The 17,617-nt window shown below is 38.0% G+C and carries 16 protein-coding genes and 1 pseudogene; 4 read left to right on the plus strand and 13 right to left on the minus strand.

Annotation, left to right across the window (positions count from 1 at the left end; all coding sequences use genetic code 11):
• Positions 1 to 10: 10 nt before the first annotated feature.
• Both selB and coaW read right to left on the minus strand, forming a co-directional pair.
• Positions 11 to 1,894 carry a selenocysteine-specific translation elongation factor gene (selB, locus tag ACIQAA_RS20105; protein WP_402622741.1) on the minus strand — a complete coding sequence of 628 codons (1,884 nt, stop codon included), beginning with the start codon at positions 1,892 to 1,894 and terminating at the stop codon, positions 11 to 13.
• Positions 1,895 to 1,966: 72 nt separating this feature from the next.
• Entirely contained in the window at positions 1,967 to 2,773 is an 807-nt protein-coding gene (gene coaW / locus ACIQAA_RS20110) for a type II pantothenate kinase (protein WP_402622745.1), read from the minus strand.
• A gap of 161 nt (positions 2,774 to 2,934) precedes the next feature.
• On the opposite strand from coaW, the gene ACIQAA_RS20115 reads away from it, so the two are divergent.
• Positions 2,935 to 3,345, plus strand: a complete 411-nt coding sequence (locus tag ACIQAA_RS20115; protein ID WP_402622748.1) for a hypothetical protein — start codon at positions 2,935 to 2,937, stop codon at positions 3,343 to 3,345.
• A gap of 559 nt (positions 3,346 to 3,904) precedes the next feature.
• Here ACIQAA_RS20115 and ACIQAA_RS20120 read toward each other — a convergent pair.
• Positions 3,905 to 4,626 (minus strand): annotated as a pseudogene (locus ACIQAA_RS20120) (YwaF family protein).
• A 100-nt stretch (positions 4,627 to 4,726) separates the two neighbouring features.
• Here ACIQAA_RS20120 and ACIQAA_RS20125 point away from each other — a divergent pair.
• On the plus strand, positions 4,727 to 5,044 hold the full coding sequence (locus tag ACIQAA_RS20125) for a putative quinol monooxygenase (protein WP_402622751.1): 318 nt from the start codon (positions 4,727 to 4,729) through the stop codon (positions 5,042 to 5,044).
• Positions 5,045 to 5,156: 112 nt separating this feature from the next.
• Here ACIQAA_RS20125 and ACIQAA_RS20130 read toward each other — a convergent pair whose 3' ends face one another.
• The 4 genes from ACIQAA_RS20130 to ACIQAA_RS20145 form a co-directional block, all read right to left on the minus strand.
• The gene (locus ACIQAA_RS20130; protein WP_402622753.1) at positions 5,157 to 8,294 is read right to left on the minus strand and encodes an AAA family ATPase; all 3,138 of its coding nucleotides are present in this window, start codon (positions 8,292 to 8,294) and stop codon (positions 5,157 to 5,159) included.
• Positions 8,291 to 9,436 (minus strand): exonuclease SbcCD subunit D, encoded by a 1,146-nt coding sequence (locus ACIQAA_RS20135; RefSeq protein ID WP_402622756.1) that lies wholly within the window; start codon positions 9,434 to 9,436, stop codon positions 8,291 to 8,293. Before ACIQAA_RS20135 ends, ACIQAA_RS20130 begins: the two co-directional genes overlap by 4 nt.
• Before the next feature lie 170 nt (positions 9,437 to 9,606).
• A complete protein-coding gene (locus tag ACIQAA_RS20140; protein ID WP_402622758.1) occupies positions 9,607 to 9,807 on the minus strand; it encodes a cold-shock protein in 201 nt (66 codons plus the stop codon).
• A 249-nt stretch (positions 9,808 to 10,056) separates the two neighbouring features.
• Positions 10,057 to 10,497 carry a hypothetical protein gene (locus ACIQAA_RS20145; protein WP_402622760.1) on the minus strand — a complete coding sequence of 147 codons (441 nt, stop codon included), beginning with the start codon at positions 10,495 to 10,497 and terminating at the stop codon, positions 10,057 to 10,059.
• An 853-nt stretch (positions 10,498 to 11,350) separates the two neighbouring features.
• Between ACIQAA_RS20145 and ACIQAA_RS20150 the strand changes: the two genes are divergently transcribed.
• A complete protein-coding gene (locus ACIQAA_RS20150; protein ID WP_402622762.1) occupies positions 11,351 to 12,145 on the plus strand; it encodes a TIGR00266 family protein in 795 nt (264 codons plus the stop codon).
• 47 nt (positions 12,146 to 12,192) lie between these two features.
• Here the strand turns inward: ACIQAA_RS20150 and ACIQAA_RS20155 are convergent, their stop codons facing one another.
• From ACIQAA_RS20155 to ACIQAA_RS20180, 6 genes are all read right to left on the minus strand, one after another.
• A complete protein-coding gene (locus tag ACIQAA_RS20155) occupies positions 12,193 to 13,743 on the minus strand; it encodes an ATP-binding protein (protein ID WP_402622765.1) in 1,551 nt (516 codons plus the stop codon).
• Between the two features lie 228 nt (positions 13,744 to 13,971).
• On the minus strand, positions 13,972 to 14,460 hold the full coding sequence (locus ACIQAA_RS20160; protein ID WP_402622768.1) for a DinB family protein: 489 nt from the start codon (positions 14,458 to 14,460) through the stop codon (positions 13,972 to 13,974).
• Positions 14,461 to 14,525: 65 nt separating this feature from the next.
• Complete coding sequence (locus tag ACIQAA_RS20165; RefSeq protein ID WP_402622771.1) at positions 14,526 to 15,986, minus strand: DUF4153 domain-containing protein; 1,461 nt, start codon at positions 15,984 to 15,986, stop codon at positions 14,526 to 14,528.
• 71 nt (positions 15,987 to 16,057) lie between these two features.
• Complete coding sequence (locus ACIQAA_RS20170) at positions 16,058 to 16,696, minus strand: HAAS signaling domain-containing protein (RefSeq protein ID WP_402622774.1); 639 nt, start codon at positions 16,694 to 16,696, stop codon at positions 16,058 to 16,060.
• A complete protein-coding gene (locus ACIQAA_RS20175; protein WP_402622776.1) occupies positions 16,677 to 17,024 on the minus strand; it encodes a PadR family transcriptional regulator in 348 nt (115 codons plus the stop codon). The genes ACIQAA_RS20170 and ACIQAA_RS20175 overlap by 20 nt, the downstream gene beginning before the upstream one ends.
• A 103-nt stretch (positions 17,025 to 17,127) precedes the next feature.
• On the minus strand, positions 17,128 to 17,295 hold the full coding sequence (locus ACIQAA_RS20180; protein WP_402622779.1) for a hypothetical protein: 168 nt from the start codon (positions 17,293 to 17,295) through the stop codon (positions 17,128 to 17,130).
• A gap of 112 nt (positions 17,296 to 17,407) precedes the next feature.
• Here ACIQAA_RS20180 and ACIQAA_RS20185 point away from each other — a divergent pair, with 112 nt between their 5' ends.
• Positions 17,408 to 17,614 (plus strand): methionine aminopeptidase, encoded by a 207-nt coding sequence (locus ACIQAA_RS20185; protein WP_402622782.1) that lies wholly within the window; start codon positions 17,408 to 17,410, stop codon positions 17,612 to 17,614.
• Positions 17,615 to 17,617 lie beyond the last annotated feature (3 nt).

A 17,617-nucleotide genomic window follows, 5' to 3' on the forward strand; every position in this document is an offset into this window, starting at 1 on the left:
TTTTTCGTACTTATTTTTGCCAGATTCGTTTGTTTTCTACTCGTTTTGTTAGACTCTTGGAGTCTAATCTTTCTAAAAATGGAATCATATATTTGCGAGAAAGGTCTAGGATTTCTTTCGCGCTTCCCACTTCAAACTCTTCACCTGTACCGCTTCGAAGTTTTTCGACTGCTTCTTTAAAGACGTCCCCGTGATAAGCAAATTGCTCGTCCAAATGAACCACTAACTCCTGTTCTTCCAGAAAACGTCTTAAATCAGCCTCTAGAGAGTCGGGTATACCAGATTCTGAAAAATAATCCTTATAATAACGAACCTTCAGCCCGTCTTTCTTTAGGTCACTCAGCATGTTTTCAGCACGCTTTTGCCAGCTTTTTGGTACATGCGGTGCAAAGCCTGTTAATGAAACAAACTGTTCTTTTCGATAAAACGTGCCATTCGCAATCCCGTTTTCAACCACAAATTCAAGTAACGATTTTGGGAATCGTTTTTGCATCGATTGCAAAAGCTCAGCCTTATTCAAACCAAGTTTCATGGAATGCGCTTGATGGAATTCTTGCAGTCGGTCATAGATGTCTTCCTCTATCGAATTAATTAACATCTTGAGTGTATACTCTTTACCGTTATAAAACACAAAATCATCATCTTCTAGAAACACATTCAATGTTTCTTCATCCAGCGCTGTATGTTTAATTAATTCACCCAGCGTTAAGCTTTTTGCTTCAAAAACGGCAGCGGTAATCCGTTCCTTTGGTGACCCTGCTTTTTTCTTTTCCAATTCTTCAATCGTTTGATTCCCGAATCGGTATTTATTTCCTCGTGGATCAATCACCCAGCCGCCGCCAATCGTTTCTTGCGGGCTTGGACGTCGTAAAATAAATCGATCACCCCGTTTAGTAAGAATTTCTTCCTCCAAACGAAGCTGACATAATATTTCACCATTTTCTTCTTTAAGCTCATTCCTGTCAAAAAAGACGATACGTCCCATTACCTCCGTTGTTCCGATATGGAGTTTAATCGGCATCCTCTGTTTAACCATATGTTCAAGATCTTCAACCACACGTATGGCAACATCCACTGTTTTGGTCACGATAAAATGCTCCGACGAAACCAAAACATCACCGCGTTCTAGATCATCTTTCGAAACCCCTGAAAGATTAATGGCCGTCCGCTGCCCGGCATATGCCTTTTGCGCTTGCTTATGATGAACCTGAATCTGCCTTGCTTTTACTTCCAGACCTTGTGGCATGATCTTAAGCGTTTGTCCCTCTTCTACCGTTCCTTCATAGACTGTTCCCCGAACAACAGTCCCCTGGCCCTTTACGGTAAACACCTGGTCAATCGGCAGGCGGAAAGCCCCTTTGGCATCTCTCATTTCCTGCTCTTTAAGCGTTTTAATGATTAAATCTTTTAATTCCTCAATACCCTTTTTAGATAGGCTGTCCACTAACACAAACGGTGCACCCTCAAAGACGCTCCCTTTGAGTTCTTCTAAAATATCATCTTTCACAAGCTCAATAAATTCTTCATCGACCCGGTCAATTTTAGTAATCGCAACCAGCCCGTTTTTCACGCCTAAGAATTTTAAAATATCCAGATGCTCTCGTGTTTGCGGCATGACACCTTCATCTGCTGCAACAACCAGTACAACTAAGTCTATACCCGCAACCCCTGCGATCATTTGCCGTATAAAGCGCTCATGTCCTGGAACATCGATCACCGAAATTTGAATTTCCTGATCCTCATATAATGGTGCAAATCCCAGTTCAATCGAGATTTGCCGTTCTTTTTCTTCTTTTAATCGGTCCGTATCCACATTGGTCAAGGCTTTTGTCAATGACGTTTTACCATGATCAATATGTCCTGCCATCCCAATTGTAAAATATCGTTTTTCCAAAGTTGCCACCTGCTTTTTTACGTCTTCCTATTTACTTTATCTTTAACGAACCGATAGTTCAAGCGAACATTTTTAGACAGTTATATGGGCTCCAATTGCACCGCAAAATTCTCTTTTTTCTAAAAACACCGGTGTTACTCCTACCATATTCATATAAAACTCAAGAGCTTGTCTTAATGGGTTATTGCCAACAGTGGCACTTCCGATAATAACAGCACTTTTAACCTGATGGATGGCTGCTGCCTGTGACGTTAACAACACAATCGTTTCTGCTATCATATTGGAAAGTGAAGCCAGCCGGTCTGCTTCTGAATGTTTCAATCGATTTCCCTTTGCAAAGTTTGCAGCAGTTAATTCTTCATTAATGGGACTTTCAGCTGATTCATAAATGTCTTTTACCAGCATGTCGACATGTCCCTTATTTCCTTCTTCCGTGAGGCATGTGAGTTGATGATAGCCTCGTACTTTTGTTAATAGAGACCCAAGACCTGTAAATGTTCCCCCGCCAATTCCGCTGCCAAGAATCCGTTCTGCCTTGTCGCCTTTTACTACATGCCAAGACGTTCCGGTTCCAATGTTTACGATTAAATAGTTATCTCCAATACTCTTATCTTCAGCCTCTAATAAAAACCGTGTACCTTCACAGGTTGCTTGGAACTCAGGAATGATTTGACTTTCGGGAAAATACTTCTTTTGTATGACACTCGATTTCCCGCCAGTCAATGAAACTTTTAAGGATGGTACAGACAGTTTTAGCCATGATATGGCTGAATCCTGTTCGTTTATGGGGAATTTTTTAAAGTGCATTCTTCCATTTTCCTGATAAACCATTTTGATTAATGAACCGCCAGCATCAATTCCTGCAGTGTTCCGCAGCATCCTTCCCACTCCTTTAAAACGCCTAGTATAATTACTAATTTGACAATCATCCTCATTTTCCTGCTTTTCATTTCACCATTCCTCCACATTCATTCCGTTCCATCTGTCTAGTAATGTGCTATGGTGAATAAAAGTACTTTTACAATGAAGGAAGATTTCAAATGATAAAAAAATCTTGGCCATTTATTATAGGACTGACCCTGTTAGCGGGCTGTCAGAATGCTGAACCGAAAGAAGAATCAAAGCCATCAACCGCACAAAAGGAAGAGAAAGCACCAACAAAAACGAAAACTAACAAATCTTTCCCTTATCCAAATTTATTGGCTGAAAGCGAACAATCCTTTGCACTTTTAGTAATTGGGGATCAGGATATCCCCCTTGAGGATAACAAAAAGATTACCGAAAAAGTAAATGACATTTTAAGCTTACCTGAACTGGAGATGGCCCAGACTGCCTATCCTGAGCTTAACATTAAGACAGAACAGGCTTATATCCTTTTTGATCAAGCTGGGGTTATTTTTCAAAATCTTAAAGAGTTAACCACTTATCTAGAAGAAAATAAACCGAACTAAAAAACCAGAACTAGTTTTCTGGTTTTTTAATGTTTTAATTCAACCAAGCGATAATAAATAATAAGTAAAGTTTGGAAAATAAATAAAAACATATAGAGTACACGATTTGATACCCATTGTTATAATGAAAAACTCCAACTTTGTGAAGAAACCATTCATAGCAAATTGATAATATTGTTGCAATTGATATAAAAAAAATAATATATTTATCACTTAGACAGAGCCTTTTAAAAAAATAGAGAAAAAAATAGCCGTAAGGCGGGTATAGGAGATAGACGACGAGATCCATACCAGTATATTTAGGACCATCCATAGAGGCATGCTGGTGAATTCTATTAAATAAAAATAGCCCAATAAGCGTCCAGCTAATGAAAAAATAAAACGTTACAATCATGAATATGTCTCTCCTAATTTACAGCAGCCTTTTTTATCCACATCTTTAGCTAAACCTTATCTGTTAAATCATTCCTACACCTTCATAAATTAATCGACAAAAAGGAAGAATTCTTTAAAAATCCTTCAAATTCTTAAAATTATGGTTATTAGTTTAGGATAGTGTTCAATACTTTCCAAATCTATCCAATAACCCAAATGGCACATAGAGGATTAAAAAAGTGATAACTGCAATGACCTCCAGTGGTAACATGTACAATGGCCATGGTCCTAAATAATCCAAAATCGAGGGGTTAACCGGCTTTTCGGAAATATACATATAGTTTCCTTCAATAAAATAATTCAGTAAAAACACAAAAAAGGTATAGAGGTTAAGGTACAAGAAAGCTTTCCATACACTCCTTGCTGTTGGTCTATATTTTTCAACAAACACAATAAACATGTTTGCCACACTATTCCACCATGCGAAATAAAAAAGTGAACATAACGGAAATGCGGAAACGTGTAGGAACTTATATCCGGCGAAAGCATCGCCTGCAACGCACTGCCAACTCCTGCAAAATAGGTAAATTCAAAGAGACTATAGCTCTTAGTAAGCAGTAAAGCAGCAGATAAAAGGATGGAAATACTGCTTAGATGAAATGGCAGTGAATATTGAATGGTCCACTCCCCGATATGCCAAAGCCACGCATGCAGACTAATTTCGGAAATGATTAATATTGCCGCTAACCCCGACCTGACAATGGTATTTAGGGGCGGCATCCTCAAAACTTTTCGAAATAGAAAGATTAAGACGATAGTACCAACCAAAACAAGTAATGTCATCCAATGTGTTAATGAAAATAAAATGAATACATCTTCGCCATCAGCCTGAAAATATCTTTCCATTTCATCACCGTTGTAGTGTGTCTATTAAAATTAACGATATGTTGACGTCAGTTATTATTTACCGTTATCATCATTACTATAAAATATAGGAGGCTATTTTATGTCTGCATTAGTTTTTATGGCACTGTATCGTCCGAAGCCTGGAAAAGAGAATGAATTAAAAGAAATCCTAAAAGTACATATCCCCGTCCTTCGCGAAGAAGGCTTGATAACCGAACGTGAATTATTAACACTACAAGCTGAGGATGGAACCATTATTGAAATCGCAGAATGGAAGTCTAGCGAGGCAATCGATAAGGCTCATCAATCTGAAAAAGTAATGGCAGTTTGGGAGCAAATTGGTGCTGTAGCTGAACTCACAAATCTATCATCCCTTGCCGAAGCGCAATATCCTTTTCCAAATTTCAAAGCTATTTAGGTTTAGTAAGTACAAAAAAACACGAGAGATTCTTATTGAACTCTCGTGTTTTTTTTTGAGTGACCATGAAGCCATGTCAATTCAGCATTCGGTCACTCAAACAAAGAACTTATTAATTTGTAAAAACAAATTCTGTCCGGCTTCCGGTTTGTCCTGCGATAACTTCTAGTCTTATATCAATTCGTTCTTTTAGTTCTGGGACGTGCGATATGATTCCAACCAAGCGTCCGCTGCTTTGTATGTCCATTAGTGCTTCAATTGCTTGATCGAGGGATTCAGGGTCAAGGGTGCCAAAACCTTCGTCAATAAACATCGTTTCTAATGAAACACCGCCTGCATAGTTTTGGACTACATCGGCAAGCCCAAGGGCTAGTGACAGTGAAGCTTTAAAGCTTTCCCCGCCTGATAAAGTCTTTACATGACGCTCTTGGCCAGTATATTGGTCAAAAACTAGAAGCTCTAAACCACTTTGAACATTCCCTTTTGAACGGTCCGTTTTCCTTAAAAGTTCAAATCTTCCTGCCGTCATTTTTCTTAGCCGAACATTTGCTTCCCGTAAGATATCATCTAAGAATGCCGCAAGAACATAACGTTCGAATGTAATTCGATACGTATTTTGTCCTTTAGCAATTTCGTGCAGATGTCCAATCAGCTTATACCGTTCCTCTAAGACCTTCATTTGCTCATTAATTCTTTCAACATTGTTATAGATTTCAAGGTTATCCCGTCGCTTAACAAACAAGTCCGTCCGTTGGTTGGTTAGCTCTACAATTTCAAGTGCAAGCTTCTCTACTAATGCCTTTAACCCCTCAACATCAGGCGTCTTTACATCTTGTAAAAGCTCAGTTAGTTCTTTTAAGCGATCTGAAACAGAGCGTAACTCTTCACGATAACTGCGAATTTCACCTTCAATAGTGCGGATTTCATTCTCAGTTTTCTTAGATGAATGATAGAGAGTGTAATTTTCAAATCCTTGTTCAGCAAGTTTCGTAACAAAGATTTCCTTCTCTGCTTTAAGCTCTACCTCTTTGCTCGAATGGTGTTTAACTGCGTCTTGCAATCTGGCAGTTTCAGCAGATAGTTTCTCTTTCACCGCTTGTAATAGCTTTTGTGCCTCTTCAAGCCTTTTCACCAGCATTTCATGACGCTTTTTTGAGGTTGTTAGCGCCTCTTCGTATGCAGCCTGTGTTCGAAGATTCTCTGGGATAACCTTCATCATCCTAGATAGATTCGTTTTCTTTTCTGTAACTTGTACAGTCAGCTGTGTTACATGAGCTGAAAGCTGTTGGATAGCATTTTTTAATGCCGTTTTTTCAGAATCACTATTCTCTAAGTGTTTGTTAATTTGACCAAGCATTTTGATTTGTTCATTTAGCGTTTTTTGGGCATTCTGGAGATGATTTTTACCAACAAGTATCTCTGATTTTGTTGCATGTAAATCGGTATCCTTAAAGTCTGCCCGATAAGAGCGTATATCTTTTAAAAGCTCTTGACAGTTTTCCCGTTGTGTTTTTTCAATAGATTGAGCATCAAAAAAGAGCGATTCCGCTGCTGCTTTTTCTTTTTCCAAAAGTACTGCCTGCTGCTTGGCAGCTTTAAGGTCTTCTTCATTTGGGATAAGCGCCTCATCTGCTGACGCCGGTGCTGGATGATGCTCAGAACCGCAAACTGGACATGCTTCACCTGTTGAAAGCCGAGCTGCTAAGAGTGACGCTTGTCCATGCAACCATTTATTCTCCAATTCTTCCACAAATGCTTTTGCATCCAGATACCTCGCACTTGTATTTTCGAACTTTCCAGCTTTCACTTTAAGGTCCTTCACAGCATTTTGATGGCGTCCAAGGTATAGATCGTATTTTTCCAAGCGGTCTAGCTCGGCTTGCATTTTTTCCAGCTGTCGTTCATTTTCTAAAAATTCCAACTTGCCCTTCTCAATTTCTGCTTTTTTGTCCTGTAGTTTTTTTACCTTGTCTTCCAAACTCTGAAGATTATTTTCAGCTGCTGCTTGCTTTTCCCTGGCACTTTTGAGGGAGGCTTCAACTGACGCTGACTCCTTGACTAAAGCCGCAAAAGAATAAACATCGTCCTTCATATTGATTAGTTGATTAACGGCTTCAAGTGCTGCTTGCCGCTCCCCTTCACGCTCTTGTTCTGCCTGCCATTGTTGTTCATACTGTTTTGAGAGAACATCAAGTTTTTCTATTTCACTTTGTATGGAAGTAACATTTCCCTTTAGTTGATCTAATTCCCGCTTTAAGCGATGGCATAGCTCTTCTTGCTGTGCCAATAGTGCCGCTTTATGCGCAAGCTGCACCTGTTTCTCCTTTTCTGTAAAAAGAGCTGTTTGTGATTCAAGCTTAGTTTTTTCCTCTTTTAACGTTTCTAGTGTTTGAATTTGTTTTAATATCGTTTCAGCTTCAAACAGCTTGCCTTTTAAGGTATCTTGTTCCTGCTCCTTTTCTTTTAAAGAGATGACCAATTCTTCAAGCAGGCTTTCCATACCATTGATTTCTTCCAGTAATAGCGGCATGAGTATCAAATCATTTACACTGTCTGCATCTAAGTAACCGTTAAGTTCTTCGTTCGTTACTGCTTGAATTCGTCGAAGGTTTTCACTTCTAGTCTGAACCTGCATTTCTACTGAATTTTTTAACTCTGTAGACTCCGTCTTCAGCCTTTCTTCGACCATCTTATAAATCTGAGTATGGAACAAGCGCTGTAAAATAACTTCTTTATCCTTACTATCAGACGTTAACAGCTTTCGAAATTCCCCTTGAGGAATCATTAAAATTTGGCGGAACTGATTGCTGTCAATCAGCATAATTTCTTTAATTTTTTCCTCAACATCATTGATCTTAGCAGCTAGTAATTTCTTTTCCCCGTTCTCACCCCAGCTGTATAATTCCGCTTTTGCTGGTAAAGTTGTGAATCCTTCACCCTTTTCCTTTTTTTTAGGCTGCTGCGGAAGACGGGTAATCGAGTAAACTTTGTCCCGGATAGCGAAGTCAAGTGAGACCTCTGTTACCAAATCTGCTTTTGCAAATTGGCTTCTGAGTTCCGGCCCGTTCCGGTCCTCACCACTTGCTTTTCCATATATCGCATAACTAATCGCGTCAAATATCGTTGTCTTACCAGACCCTGTCTTCCCAGAGATCACAAACATAGTGCGATTACCAAGCTCTGTGAAATCAATGGTTTCGACATCTGCATATGGACCAAATGCCTGCATAGTTAGTTTTAATGGTCTCACTTAACTGCCTCCTCTCGTAAAACTTTTTCAATTACGTCTGCCATTACTTCCTTTTTATCGGAGGAAAATTCAGCTGTTGTCATTTCTGTATAAAATTGCTCAAATAAGTCGAGCTCAGATTTTTTCTCATTTCGTGTGATATTAAAAGACTGTTTTTTCTTCATATCCGTTATATCTATTTTCCGTTCAAGATGTAAGACATTCGGATATACTTGACGTAATTTATTAATTGGGTCAAGCAGTGCACCTTCATCGTGTAAGGTGATTTTCAAGTAATCATGCAAACGTTGTTTTTCATAAAAGAAAGGATCTAGTAATTCCTCTAAATGTCCCTCAAGTTCACGCATGTCATGTGTTGGATTCAACGAGCGATATCGATGAGAAAAGTTTCCTTTTTCGTCCATCTCGATAATAGAAATGGATTTATTTTGTTTCGCTTCTGAAAACGAATATTTTAATAGAGACCCTGAATATTTAACCTTGTCATGTTTGATCGCGTCAGGGCTGTGGAGATGACCAAGGGCTGTGTAGGAAAAAGGTTCGAATAGCTCAGCACCTACACATCCAGAACCTCCAACGGATAGAATACGCTCAGAGTCTGATATCTGTCCCCCTAGCACAAAAGCATGTCCTACCAAGACGTTGGGCTCATTAGGATTTAGGTTCTGCTCCATTCTTCCAATCAATGCCTTCATTGCATCCTGGTGGGAATGAATAGAATCATCCTCAAGCAGTTGACGGACCACCCCGGGTTCTGCAAAAGGAACTAAATAAAAATTAACGCCGTTTACCTGTACGGGTTTAAAACTATTCGTTAGCTTACCAGATAAGTAGAATTGGCTGTGCTTATACCATGAGCTTCCAAATGACAATCTTTCAGCACTGTCATGGTTTCCAGCAATCGCAACCACTGGAGTCTTCAGCTCTACATTGATTTTAAATAATATTTCATCTAATAAATCAACGGCATCAGTTGGCGGTACGGAACGGTCATATAAATCACCCGCAATGACGACGGCGTCCGGCTTTTCTTCGGCAACAATTTCTATGAATTGATTTAGTGCTTCCCTCTGGTTTTCTGTCATGTACACACCATGCACTAACTTTCCTAAGTGCCAGTCAGCTGTATGGATAAATTTCATATTTTCACCCCATCTTTATTCACTCATAACTACTATTATAGCAAAATACCATCTTTTGTGAGGTTGGAAATGCGTAGAAATAACAGGTAATACTGGGTGGAGTTTTTTATTTTAAACGCAAAAAACAGCCCGACGCTTTGGTCGGGCTGTTAAATCATTGGCTTCATAAATTACTTTTTAGTTACGTTAGCAGCTTGTGGTCCACGAGCACCTTCAACAACTTCGAAAGATACTTCTTGACCTTCTTCTAAAGTTTTGAAACCTTCATTTTGGATAGCAGAATAGTGAACGAATACGTCGTTTCCGTCTTCAGCTTCGATGAATCCGAAACCTTTTTCAGAGTTAAACCATTTTACTTTACCGTTTTTCATGTAAAAAAATCCTCCTATGGGCTTAGAGTAAGCCATGTGTAAAATTCACCAAATTACAACGTGATAGCTTTACTTCCACTTTCTTATCCAAACTTCAGTTAAAACTTGAACAAGCTTTGTAACATAAATCTAATCTCGTGCAACGGCTGTCTAAAATTTAACATTTTTTAGCTGTACTGTCAATAAAGTCCTATAGACAAAAGCCTACAAAATTCGGGGTTTGCAAGGGTTTCCCGCCTAATTCCCACCTTACTTTTCGTGCTGGTTACTGCTCGGATTCGTGAGCATAACTTGGTTTCTATCAATCTTGCCAATTTTACATTTTATATCTTTGATGACATCTTTAATGAGTAATTCCAAGCCGATGTACGTTAGCGATGGGAAGTTCGCAAACAGCTTTTTAACCTCCCATTTCAGTTCATTTTCACCGCAAATACTGTGGCGGTTGATTTGATCTACTTCATGCTTAATGATGGCAAGCTGTTTCTTTTTTTCGTCGTCAGGCAATAGCTCTATTCGCTCCAGCCTGTCGAGAAACTCTACGGACTTTTCAATTTTTAGTCTTACTTCATCATGAACATCCTTTGCGATTTTATGATTCTTGTATTTAAATTCATTTAATTTCAGAGCAGAATCATAGGTCGCTTTTACTATTTCCTCTCTTGTCATACTATTCGTTTCATAGCTCATCATATTTTTCCAGGATGGCTGCTTCATCGCTTCACGGAAGTCTTCGAGTCTATGGCAAAACTTTTTATAACCATATTTTTCTGGATTTTCAAACGCCGGACTGCCCGGATCAAGGAACGGAGATAGTGGAGTGACAAAATAGGAAATTCGAGAATCCTCGCTGCACTCTTTGTGAATAATGCAGCGGTACCAAGTCGTAAATCATTAGATCACTTCCTAAAGTTCTCATATTTGATTACATCTTTATAGTAATATGGAAAACCAGAAAAATGTTGGTTTAAATATTACAATAAATTGATAATTATAAAAACAATATAAACCTAAAGTTAAACGTAAAAAGTGACGAGCTTCGGCTAAAATTTTCCTGTTGTGTTGTCCACTCTTTCTGTGTTATATTAATTAAGCGATGAGCTGAGTTGTGTAAGTCGAGAAACATTCCTTTATGGAGCGCACTATGTGGAGTGTGGTTTTTCGCCTCAATACGCAAAAAGACGTCTTGCTATATGCAGACGTCTTTTTTATTTTTATGGATTTGTTCTATTTTTCCTTGGTTTCTTTGATCGGGGTCATCATGAGCGCTTCATGGTTACCGCTTTCTCTCTTTTTCTTCAATAACGGTCATCATGAACGCTTCATGGTTACCGCTTTTTCTCTTTTTCTTCAATAACGGTCATCATGAGAGCGCTTCATGGTTACCACTTTTTCTCTTTTCCTACGAGTACGGTAATTATCAACTTAATCATGACCGATTCTAATCAAATAAAATTAACAAAGCCATTTTCAGGGCTGGAATTAGCACTTTTTTCCTATTTCAATTAAAATAGATTTATAAAGGATTAGGAGGGATATTATCGTGAATAACCATGAAATTGATTACAAAATTTATGGGGATGATATGCAGTTTGTCGAAGTGGAACTTGATCCGCAAGAAACGGTTATTGCTGAAGCAGGAAGCTTTATGATGATGGAAGAAGACATACATATGGAAACGATTTTCGGGGATGGGTCTGGTACTTCTGGCGGCGGAGGCCTGATGGGCAAACTATTTAGTGCCGGTAAACGGGTTATTACCGGAGAAAGCTTATTCATGACTGCCTTTACCAATCAAGGTCATGGCAAAAAACATGTATCCTTTGCCTCGCCGTATCCTGGGAAAATCATACCAATGGATTTAAGTGAGCTCGGTGGAAAAATTATTTGCCAAAAGGACGCCTTCCTTGCGGCCGCCAAAGGGGTTTCTGTTGGAATTGAATTTCAGCGGAAAATTGGTGCCGGTTTCTTCGGAGGCGAAGGGTTCATCATGCAAAAGCTTGAAGGAGATGGACTCGCTTTTGTTCATGCCGGCGGAACAATCACAAAAAAGGAGCTGCTTCCAGGTCAAACATTAAGAGTGGATACGGGATGCTTAGTGGCCATGACCAGTGGAGTCGATTATAATATCGAAATGGTTAAAGGAGTAAAAACGGCGCTTTTCGGCGGCGAGGGTTTATTTTTTGCGACACTAAGAGGGCCGGGTTCGGTTTGGATTCAGTCCCTGCCATTTAGCCGACTTGCCAGCCGCGTTTTTGCTGCTGCACCTCACCGCGGCGGAGGAAAAGATGAAGGCAGCATCGCAAGAGGAATATTTGATATGTTCAATGGCGATTAACATCATAAATTGGAAAAGGGCAGAATCCATTCTGCCCTTTTTACTTTTTAGAGCTTATGTTCCCCAAGGTAATCAGAAAGGGCCACCTGCAAGGTACCCTTTAACTCTGCAACGTGCTCGAAAGTAGTCCCCGAGTTAATAACGAGCTTTACAATTTCTGGCCGCAGTCCAGTAATAACCGTCTTACAGCCCATCATGGAGACACCATTAATAATCCGGATGAGGTGCTGGATGACTTCGATCTCCATCACGACTGCACCGGAAAGATCTAATATTAACGTATGAATATGGGAGTTTCCAATTTCAGTGATTAATTTATCTTCAATCGTACTTGCTCTAAAACTATCAATTGCCCCAATTAACGGGAGGATACTGATATCGCGTGAGATTGGAATAATGGGTACAGACAAATTCTCCAGAAGTTTTCTGTGTGCGTCTAACAATTCATCTTTGTACCTGCTATATTGGATAAAAAATGAATTCAAAAATTGGTCAAATTGTCGATTGATGTTTTTTTCCAAAGTAAAATAAAACTCTGAGGAATGATCATTATTTTTATTAATATCAAAATTATAGAGAAAATCCCACACGGTTCTTCTTATCGCTTGTATCCATTCCAATTTAAAGGCAATCGTTAATGAATATTTAGCCCAAGCGATTCCTTCCTGCTTTGCGAAAGAGATTAATTCATGTTCACGTTCATCTACTATCAGTAACACAAGTTTATGTGCGTTGCTTAATAGATTAATATTTCCAATTCTATGTATCTCATCAATTTTATCTTTCACATTTATGGCTTCTTCTAGTAGTCTATTCTCAAAAATATCTTTATTTGCTAAGAAATATTCCTTTATGGATAAAGCTTCTTCATAGGTCAAATTCAACTTTTTTACACCTCTATTTTTCGAGTCATTTCGAACAGGTATTCTTAAGGTAAATTTTGTTCCTTTATTCACTTCACTCTCGACATTTATTCTGCCGCCATGCTGATACACGGTAGAAAACACTTGGGTTAATCCCATCCCTGTACCGAGGTCCTTGGTTGAAAAAAACGGTGTACCCAGTAACGATAATTTTTCATTTGGGATACCGACTCCCGTATCTTCTATACATACCACTACTTCATTTCCTTCAGCAAAATGACTGATAGTCAATGAACCAGATTCATTCATCGATTCCAATGCATTTTTAATTAGATTAAAAAATGCCTTTTTAAACTGATTTCTTTTACCATATATCGGTGTATTTGTATCATAGTAACTTGTATTTACTTGAATATCATATATTTTATCTTGAAATAAATTTAATATAGATTCCAGTTCTACTGCTATTAGGATTGACTGTGGCTGCTCATCTTCTTGATCGGGTTTAGAAACTTGAAGAAGATCATTCAGTGTTGTTAACGCATTTTCTAATTCTAACTGTGCAATGTTAACGTACTCCGGATTACTATCATGCTCTAGTAATTGCAAAAAACCTTTAACAGCGGTTAATGGATTACGAACTTCATGAGCAATACCTGCTGCAATCTGGCCAACTGAAGCCAATTGTGTTAAATGCTTTTCACTTTGACATGGTATCGGATTTAATACTTTCAACGTAACAATTCCTCTCTCTAATAAGATTTTCTAGCAGTTTGCTAGTTGAAACTATTATTTCGTCTCTCTAAGCACAAATATTACCAAAATATTCGAAAAATAGACAGGTTACAAACTACTAGAATATTCCCTAAAAAAGGAAATTACCTACTAATTTGGAAGATATAAAGAACTATTTTACAAAAACTTTACAGTGTAAAAAAGTGCAGCCGGTTTGGCTGCACTAAATTAACTTAATCCTTGTTCCTTGCTCCAAGAACCCTGCATCTTTCGAATGGTCACGATTTGTCCAATATGATAAGCGTTATGGAGGGTGATGCTAGATATTGATTCTAACCATGTTTCTTTTGATTGCTCGCTAATATATTCATCAAACTTCACATCTTCACTTTTCTCAATCGTCTCATACCAATCAGTCATTACTTGATTAAATTGTTGTAAGACCTGCTCCCATTTGTACTCTTTTAGATAGGTAAAAGTGCTGTCATTATTACCTTCCATCTTTGGATTTTCACTGTTTTTAAAACGGTTTAAGAACCGCTCATTCCAAAAAACTAAATGACTAATAATTTCCCAAATAGAATTCTCAGAATCCGATTGTTTCCAAAGGGCCTGCTCCGAAGTTAATCCAGCCACCGCGGCTTCAAACGAGACAAACCAATGGCTCTTTTTTTGACAACAAAGGAATTGTTCGAGTAATACATCTTTGCGATTCATCATGCATTTCTCCTCAAAATATATTTTTATACCCTTTTATTTTCGACCAATTGACTCAATAACCTTTATTCCAAATGTAGTTTTTTTAGTTCCTCATTTGTTTGAATTCTTTTTAGGTTATAGGATTGCCATGGGATATTGTTCAGATTTGCTTCGTTTTTTCTCTCAAGCAAAATATTTTTTAAGTCCGGAAGCTGAGGATTTTTTTCATATAACTGTATTAACCCCAGGATACCTGTGTAAGATAAATTATTTAGATAATGAACATCAATTTTCCAGCTTTGTTCGTAGCGTTCAATGTTCTTTGTTACGATAATCTGCTCAACATTAATGACGTTCATCAGGGTGTAATAGAGCAAGGCACTAATAAAATAAAAGTGGAATAATGAAAGTTTTTCGATCCAAATTTTAATCAATGTATACATGAAAATGACAACTAGAAAAATCATAAACGAGTGCGCCATTACCCGGATAAAAGTAAACCCATAGGCTTCTTCATACATGCTTAACCGCAAGAAAGCTGAACTTAATAACACTGCACTGGCCAAGACAAGGGCCGTGAGCATGACTTGCATAAATCTTTTAATAAAGCCTGCCGCCCGATCAACAAAGGTTAAAACGAGAATCGTAATGGTAAGGTTGATGAGTGTAACAAATAATAGTTCAAAAAATCCCTTTCTTGCATATTCTGCATAGGTGAAATCGCCTTGCAATGTACCGCTAAAGAAGTATTTGAATTGAACAATAGTAAAGAGAACATATACCGCGTTAATTAATACAAGGACAGTAATCGTGATGATGGCGTCCATTTTGAACCATTGTTTATCAGCATTATGAATAACGGCATTGATTTGTTTTTGGATAAGAGTCTGCAAAAAACTGAAGAAGGCAAAGGTAAAAAACAAAACCACAAGGATTCTAACTATTATTTCACCGTCAAGCACCTCAAACCATTGTGGAATGTCCCCCATCATTTTTTCAAATTCTGTATCTGCAGACATTAATAACATTAAAACAACAAACAAGACAGGGAGGGAAATCAGAATGCCAATCCCGACTTTTTTCCATATTTGAAACCTGCTTTCCTCTATTCCTTGTTTAAAAAACGTACCAATATATGATACAAAAACAAAATTATACTTTATAGAACCCAGGAATTTCGAAAATAAATAAGAAATAAAGGCTAGTTGGTTCCAGCGAATACTTTTCTGGCTTGTGATCACAACGAGATGAAATAATACAAGTGCTGGAATCCCAAAGATATTCAAAGCGTAAAAGAATAGATTATCATTAATAAAATAGCTTGCTGCCAGCAGCCAGATACAGATAAGGACAAGATATCCGAACCGCTGGTGAGAGTAAGTGAATCCTCGGAAACGGTAAAAAAACAACGCGTAAAAAGCAGTTAAAAACACCAGGTAGGATATCCCGATTTCGGCTCGAAAAAACGCTTCCTCCGCGATAATTCCTACAACAATACACATGAATAAAAACAACCAATCATTTTTACCTAATTTCAATTCCATAAACCATCATACCTCCTCATAGAATTTCTATATACATAGTTTTACTATGTATATATGTAAAAAAAAGCTGCTTATATCGAAGCCTTTCTCCCCCACCGATATCCAAGCCAACTAATTGGATATAAGAGGATGGTCAAAATGATACAAGCAATAATAAATGTTTTCGTTAAAAGCGGTTCGAACCAAGAGTAGGGAATAATTTCAAATACAGTTAAAGCCATTAACATCAGATTTGGAATTAGCGACAGTAAAAAAGTCTTCTTTAACAGTGTCCTTCCTCCGTGGCCAAAGCCTTTCCCAATTTCGTAGCCGAGCAATGCCCAAAAAAACATATAAATGAAAGCAATTAAAGCTGGGATTGCTGTCAAATGACTCCATACCACAGAAAGCCAATTCCACTGAAATAAATTATGGAATAGCGTCAAAAGACTGCCACCGCCAAAAAAAAGAATATTCATTAGAATAAAAAGCCATTTCATATTACTCGGAGTAACAGAAAGTTCCTGTTTCCACATAGCTGCGATTTCCTCAGGACTGCCCAATCTCGAAATAATTCGTTCCATCATCTCTTTTTCATCACTACAATCATAAGATTCAAGAAGAATTTCATCGATATGTGTTTCATATTCCAATAGAATACTCTTCTTATCTTCATGGTTTCCGAGCAGGTTATCCAGTTCTTCTAAAAAGTTATTCTTCGGCCGTTCCATGCTTTGGTCTCCCTATTACCTTGTTCATCACCTTCACAAAGTCCTGCCATTCACGGGTTTTTTCATTTAATACTTCTTTTCCCGCGTCCGTAATTGTGTAATATTTACGTGCAGGACCTTTCTCCTGCTCCTGCCAATAGCATTCAATATACTCTTGTTTTTCAAGTTTGTGCAGTGCCGGATATAATGTACCCTCTTTAACACTTAGGTCATTATCACTTCGCTGTTCTAATTCCTTTACCAATTCATAGCCATACATATCTCTTTCATTTAGCAATTGGAGCAAGATTAAGGATGTACTTCCTTTTACCAATTCACGATTAAACATGTTCTCACCTACCTAGAATTATTAGGTACATAGAAATTCTACACTATCTAAATAAATTTGTAAAATAAAAAAGTGACGATTTATATTATCGCCACTATTATCGCTATTTCTTTATCTTCTTCTGTTTTTGAATAAACTCGTCACGTTCACCGCCATCGGATAGCTCCTCTGAAAATTCATGGTTAACACTTTGATCACGGCGCTCAAAAGGTCTTACAACCCTTGCAGGGATATTATTATTAGGCGCTGCTTGTTCATTCCAATCACTCATTTTATCACCTCTCATATAGTTTTTGAATGATGGTAAAAAACATACAGAGTCGCTGACTGCATAAATATTCCATTTTTTCAACATACTAATTATAAACAGCGAGGTGAAAAACATGGGTTTAATTAACTCCTTTCATCAGTGGAGAGAAACAAGATATCAAAATCATGTTTCTCATATGAAGAATCAGGACAAATGCCCTGATTGTTATGGGAGAGGCTTTACTGTTTATCCATATAATGAATTTGCTTATTATAACTCTGTGGAATGCCCAGGCTGCCAAGGCAGTGGAGCTTACTCAGATTGGGATCAATTAAGGTAGCGA

The organism is Neobacillus sp. NPDC093182, assembly GCF_044754045.1.

Coding starts and splice junctions, on each gene's coding strand:
- ACIQAA_RS20160 (WP_402622768.1), bottom strand. CDS start 14,460: ATGAATCGCAAAGATGTATTACTCGAACAATTCCTTTGTTGTCAAAAA.
- coaW (WP_402622745.1), bottom strand. CDS start 2,773: ATGCTGCGGAACACTGCAGGAATTGATGCTGGCGGTTCATTAATCAAA.
- ACIQAA_RS20170 (WP_402622774.1), bottom strand. CDS start 16,696: ATGGAACGGCCGAAGAATAACTTTTTAGAAGAACTGGATAACCTGCTC.
- ACIQAA_RS20180 (WP_402622779.1), bottom strand. CDS start 17,295: ATGAGTGATTGGAATGAACAAGCAGCGCCTAATAATAATATCCCTGCA.
- ACIQAA_RS20175 (WP_402622776.1), bottom strand. CDS start 17,024: ATGTTTAATCGTGAATTGGTAAAAGGAAGTACATCCTTAATCTTGCTC.
- ACIQAA_RS20125 (WP_402622751.1), top strand. CDS start 4,727: ATGTCTGCATTAGTTTTTATGGCACTGTATCGTCCGAAGCCTGGAAAA.
- ACIQAA_RS20185 (WP_402622782.1), top strand. CDS start 17,408: ATGGGTTTAATTAACTCCTTTCATCAGTGGAGAGAAACAAGATATCAA.
- ACIQAA_RS20145 (WP_402622760.1), bottom strand. CDS start 10,497: ATGAGCTATGAAACGAATAGTATGACAAGAGAGGAAATAGTAAAAGCG.
- ACIQAA_RS20115 (WP_402622748.1), top strand. CDS start 2,935: ATGATAAAAAAATCTTGGCCATTTATTATAGGACTGACCCTGTTAGCG.
- ACIQAA_RS20140 (WP_402622758.1), bottom strand. CDS start 9,807: ATGAAAAACGGTAAAGTAAAATGGTTTAACTCTGAAAAAGGTTTCGGA.
- ACIQAA_RS20135 (WP_402622756.1), bottom strand. CDS start 9,436: ATGAAATTTATCCATACAGCTGACTGGCACTTAGGAAAGTTAGTGCAT.
- ACIQAA_RS20165 (WP_402622771.1), bottom strand. CDS start 15,986: ATGGAATTGAAATTAGGTAAAAATGATTGGTTGTTTTTATTCATGTGT.